Below are 5,295 nucleotides of genomic sequence, written 5' to 3'. Positions count from 1 at the left end.
ATCGGGAACCCTTTTCAAAGGAAGGCGGCGACATACTCTCCCACAGGATTGCAGTACCATCTGCGCAGGCGGGCTTAACTTCTCTGTTCGGAATGGGAAGAGGTGAGCCCCGCCGCAATAACCACCTTGGATTATTCTTGGCTGTCTTGGCCGTGTCCGTACCCTCTTTCGGATAGTACGGCAATATCTTGGCATACTGGGATAAGATTCCCTTTTATTTTAAGTTAGAAAGTCGCTCCCCGCCCCGAAGGGCGGAGACCATGCGCATAAGCTTACGGGTTATTAGTACTGCTCGGCTATGACATTACTGCCTTTACACCTGCAGCCTATCGACGTGGTCATCTCCCACGACCCTTAAAAGAAATCTCATCTTGTGGTGGGTTTCGCGCTTATATGCTTTCAGCGCTTATCCCTTCCCGACGTAGCTACTCTGCGGTGCCCCTGGCGGGACAACAGATACACCAGCGGTCGGTCCAATTCGGTCCTCTCGTACTAGAATCAGATCCACTCAAATTTCTAACGCCCGCAGTAGATAGAGACCGAACTGTCTCACGACGTTCTGAACCCAGCTCGCGTGCCACTTTAATGGGCGAACAGCCCAACCCTTGGGACCTTCTCCAGCCCCAGGATGTGACGAGCCGACATCGAGGTGCCAAACCCCCCCGTCGATATGAGCTCTTGGGGGAGATCAGCCTGTTATCCCCGGCGTACCTTTTATCCTTTGAGCGATGGCCCTTCCATGCGGAACCACCGGATCACTATGCTCTACTTTCGTACCTGATCGACCTGTGTGTCTCTCAGTCAAGCTCCCTTATGCCATTGCACTCTGCGCACGGTTACCAAGCGTGCTGAGGGAACCTTTAGAAGCCTCCGTTACTCTTTTGGAGGCGACCACCCCAGTCAAACTACCCACCAAGCAATGTCCCCCGCAAAGCGGGGTTAGGCTTCAGACAAGCAAAGGGTGGTATTTCAACAATGACTAACCTACGCCTGGCGACGCAGGATCGAAGTCTCCCACCTATCCTACACATCACTTGTCCAAAGTCAATACTAAGCTATAGTAAAGGTGCACAGGGTCTTTTCGTCCCACTGCGGGTAATCGGCATCTTCACCGATACTACAATTTCACCGAGCTCATGGCTGAGACAGTGTCCAGATCGTTACACCATTCGTGCAGGTCGGAACTTACCCGACAAGGAATTTCGCTACCTTAGGACCGTTATAGTTACGGCCGCCGTTTACTGGGGCTTCAATTCAATGCTTCTCCGAAGATAACATCTCCTCTTAACCTTCCAGCACCGGGCAGGTGTCAGGCCCTATACCTCATCTTACGATTTTGCAGAGCCCTGTGTTTTTGATAAACAGTCGCCTGGACCTCTTCACTGCGGCCAGCCTTCGCTGGCGACCTTTCTCCCGAAGTTACAGGTCTATTTTGCCTAATTCCTTAGCCATGAATCTCTCGAGCACCTTAGGATTCTCTCCTCGACTACCTGTGTCGGTTTACGGTACGGGTTCTCATAATCTGAAGTTTAGAGGTTTTTCTTGGAAGCCCTTAGGTACGCTATCACTTTGTCCGAAGACTCCGTGTACTGTCGCATTTCGCCAGTGCCTGCGGATTTGCCTGCAGGCCCTATAGCTAGGTGCTTTAACGAACTATTCCGTCAGTTCGCGGTACTTTCATCACTCCGTCGCCCCATCACAATTATGAGAAGTACGGGAATATTAACCCGTTGGCCATCGACTGTCCCTTTCGGGTTCGCCTTAGGACCCGACTAACCCTCAGCTGATTAGCATAGCTGAGGAAACCTTAGTCTTTCGGTGTGCGGGTTTCTCGCCCGCATTATCGTTACTTATGCCTACATTTTCTTTTCTGGAACCTCCAGCATGCCTCACGACACACCTTCGCTGGCGCCAGAATGCTCCCCTACCACTTGTAATAAATTACAAATCCATGGCTTCGGTAATATGCTTATGCCCGATTATTATCCATGCTCGTCCGCTCGACTAGTGAGCTGTTACGCACTCTTTAAATGAATGGCTGCTTCCAAGCCAACATCCTAGCTGTCTGGGCAGACAAACCTCGTTCTTTCAACTTAGCATATATTTGGGGACCTTAGCCGATGGTCTGGGTTCTTTCCCTCTCGGACTTGGACCTTAGCACCCAAGCCCTCACTGCTGGCAAACATTATACAGCATTCGGAGTTTGTCAGGAATTGGTAGGCGGTGAAGCCCCCGCATCCAATCAGTAGCTCTACCTCTGTATAACTTTACGGCCAGCGCTGCACCTAAATGCATTTCGGGGAGTACGAGCTATTTCCGAGTTTGATTGGCCTTTCACCCCTACCCACAGGTCATCCGAAGTCTTTTCAACGACAACCGGTTCGGACCTCCACTGTGTGTTACCACAGCTTCATCCTGCCCATGGGTAGATCACACGGTTTCGCGTCTAACACTGCCGACTATGGCGCCCTATTCAGACTCGCTTTCGCTACGGATCCGTGGCTGAACCACTTATCCTTGCCGGCAACGTTAACTCGTAGGCTCATTATGCAAAAGGCACGCCGTCACCCCACGAAAGGGCTCCGACCGCTTGTAGGCGTATGGTTTCAGGATCTGTTTCACTCCGTTATTCACGGTTCTTTTCACCTTTCCCTCACGGTACTGGTTCACTATCGGTCTCTCAGGAGTATTTAGCCTTGGCGGATGGTCCCGCCGGATTCAGACAGGGTTTCACGTGCCCCGCCCTACTCAGGATACCGCTATCCATTACAATCATTACCCGTACGGGGCTGTCACCCTCTATGGCACGACTTTCCAGTCGCTTCCGGTTCTTCTTGCATGGAATGGCGCGGTCCTACAACCCCGGAAATGCCGCAACATCTCCGGTTTGGGCTAATCCGCTTTCGCTCGCCACTACTCACGGAATCACTTTTGTTTTCTTCTCCTCCGCCTACTTAGATGTTTCAGTTCAGCGGGTTCGCCCCCTATCGGGTAACGTACCTTCAGTACGCTGGGTTGCCCCATTCGGATACCTGCGGATCAACCGGTGTGTGCCCGTCCCCGCAGCTTTTCGCAGCTTATCACGTCCTTCTTCGCCTCTGAGAGCCTAGGCATCCCCCATACGCCCTTATTTTGCTTATTGCGCTTTCGGTACATATAAATATGCACCATGCTTTCTACTTTTTAAATGTTTTCTTATCCCAATATGTCAATGAACTTTATCCCCTTTCGGGAAACGTGGAGAATATCGGAGTCGAACCGATGACCTCCTGCGTGCAAGGCAGGCGCTCTAGCCAGCTGAGCTAATCCCCCGTATCCATAGTTGCAGGTCAACAACTGTACGGCTGCTAGCCAACCCCTAGAATTTCCTTCAAAAGCCCTGAAAAGTAGTCCCGGGCAGACTCGAACTGCCGACCCCTACATTATCAGTGTAGTACTCTAACCAGCTGAGCTACGAGACTCTGTTTTCTTTGCTTTTTATTCTTTTTTTTTGAACCAACAGCGAGAGCAGGCGGGCTTTGGAGCCCCGTGCACCGAAAATCGTGCTTTTCTCTAGAAAGGAGGTGTTCCAGCCGCACCTTCCGGTACGGCTACCTTGTTACGACTTAGCCCCAGTTACCGGTTTTACCCTAGGCAGCTCCTTGCGGTCACCGACTTCAGGCACCCCCAGCTTCCATGGCTTGACGGGCGGTGTGTACAAGGCCCGGGAACGTATTCACCGGATCATGGCTGATATCCGATTACTAGCGATTCCAGCTTCACGGAGTCGAGTTGCAGACTCCGATCCGAACTGTGACCGGTTTTGTAGATTCGCTCCCCCTCGCGGGGTGGCTGCTCTCTGTACCGGCCATTGTAGCACGTGTGTAGCCCAGGGCGTAAGGGCCGTGATGATTTGACGTCATCCCCACCTTCCTCGCAGTTTGCACTGGCAGTCTCGCTAGAGTTCCCGACATTACTCGCTGGCAACTAGCGACAGGGGTTGCGCTCGTTATAGGACTTAACCTGACACCTCACGGCACGAGCTGACGACAACCATGCAGCACCTTGTAAGCCGTCCGAAGAAAAGCCCGTTTCCGGGCCTGTCGGCCTACATTTAAGCCCTGGTAAGGTTCCTCGCGTATCATCGAATTAAACCACATGCTCCACCGCTTGTGCGGGCCCCCGTCAATTCCTTTGAGTTTCAAACTTGCGTTCGTACTCCCCAGGTGGGATACTTATCACTTTCGCTTAGCCACCCAGCTTGCGCCGGACAGCTAGTATCCATCGTTTACGGCGTGGACTACCAGGGTATCTAATCCTGTTCGCTCCCCACGCTTTCGTCCATCAGCGTCAATACGCCGGTAGTAACCTGCCTTCGCAATCGGTATTCCATGTAATATCTAAGCATTTCACCGCTACACTACATATTCTAGTTACTTCCCGGCAATTCAAGCCCTGCAGTATCAACGGCAGTTTCCCGGTTGAGCCGGGAGATTTCACCGCTGACTTACAGGGCCGCCTACGGACCCTTTAAACCCAATGATTCCGGATAACGCTCGGATCCTCCGTATTACCGCGGCTGCTGGCACGGAGTTAGCCGATCCTTATTCTTACGGTACCGTCAAGCCCCTACACGTAGGAGTGTTTCTTCCCGTACAAAAGCAGTTTACAATCCATAGGACCGTCATCCTGCACGCGGCATGGCTGGTTCAGTCTTGCGACCATTGACCAATATTCCTCACTGCTGCCTCCCGTAGGAGTCTGGTCCGTGTCTCAGTACCAGTGTGGGGGATCTCCCTCTCAGGACCCCTACCCATCATAGCCTTGGTAAGCCGTTACCTTACCAACTAGCTAATGGGACGCATGCCCATCTTCCACCGTTGTTACTTTAACACCAAGACGATGCCGTCTCGATGTGCCATGGGGCATTAATCCAAATTTCTCTGGGCTATTCCCCTGTGGAAGGCAGGTTGCATACGCGTTACGCACCCGTGCGCCGGTCTCAAGGATGCAAGCACCCTCTACCCCTCGACTTGCATGTGTTAGGCCTGCCGCTAGCGTTCATCCTGAGCCAGGATCAAACTCTTCATCGTATATTTTAATATTATAGGACGTTTTCGGCTTGTGCGCGGATTCCTTGAAATCCGCCTTGCTCTCTAATTCTTAATTTGCTGTCAATCCAATATGTCTATGAACGTGTCTTCTGTATTTTCCCGCCCCTCGCGGAGCGGCTGCAAAGGTAACACTCTTTTCGAGTCCCGCAAGCCTTTTCGGAAAAAAAATTTTATTTTTTTTGCCGGAGGCCTTACCGTTTTT

At 52.0% G+C, this 5,295-nt stretch carries 2 tRNA genes and 3 rRNA genes; all 5 read right to left on the bottom strand.

The features are described 5' to 3' along the window. Positions 1-19: 19 nt before the first annotated feature. Positions 20-129: ribosomal RNA gene (gene rrf / locus B0G92_RS00025) — 5S ribosomal RNA — on the bottom strand. 133 nt (positions 130-262) lie between these two features. Further along, positions 263-3,143: ribosomal RNA gene (locus B0G92_RS00020) — 23S ribosomal RNA — on the bottom strand. Positions 3,144-3,238: 95 nt separating this feature from the next. After that, positions 3,239-3,312 (bottom strand) — tRNA-Ala (locus tag B0G92_RS00015). A 75-nt stretch (positions 3,313-3,387) separates the two neighbouring features. Further along, positions 3,388-3,461 (bottom strand) — tRNA-Ile (locus B0G92_RS00010). Positions 3,462-3,556: 95 nt separating this feature from the next. Further along, positions 3,557-5,072 (bottom strand): 16S ribosomal RNA (locus B0G92_RS00005). Together the 16S, 23S and 5S rRNA genes with 2 tRNA genes alongside form the textbook arrangement of a ribosomal RNA operon. Positions 5,073-5,295 lie beyond the last annotated feature (223 nt).

Origin of the sequence: Flavobacterium lindanitolerans, from assembly GCF_002846575.1 — a bacterium.
GTDB classification, from domain to species: Bacteria; Bacteroidota; Bacteroidia; order Flavobacteriales; family Flavobacteriaceae; genus Flavobacterium; species Flavobacterium lindanitolerans.
Note: the sequence above shows the minus strand (reverse complement) of the source record. Positions and strands in the feature narration are given on the sequence as shown.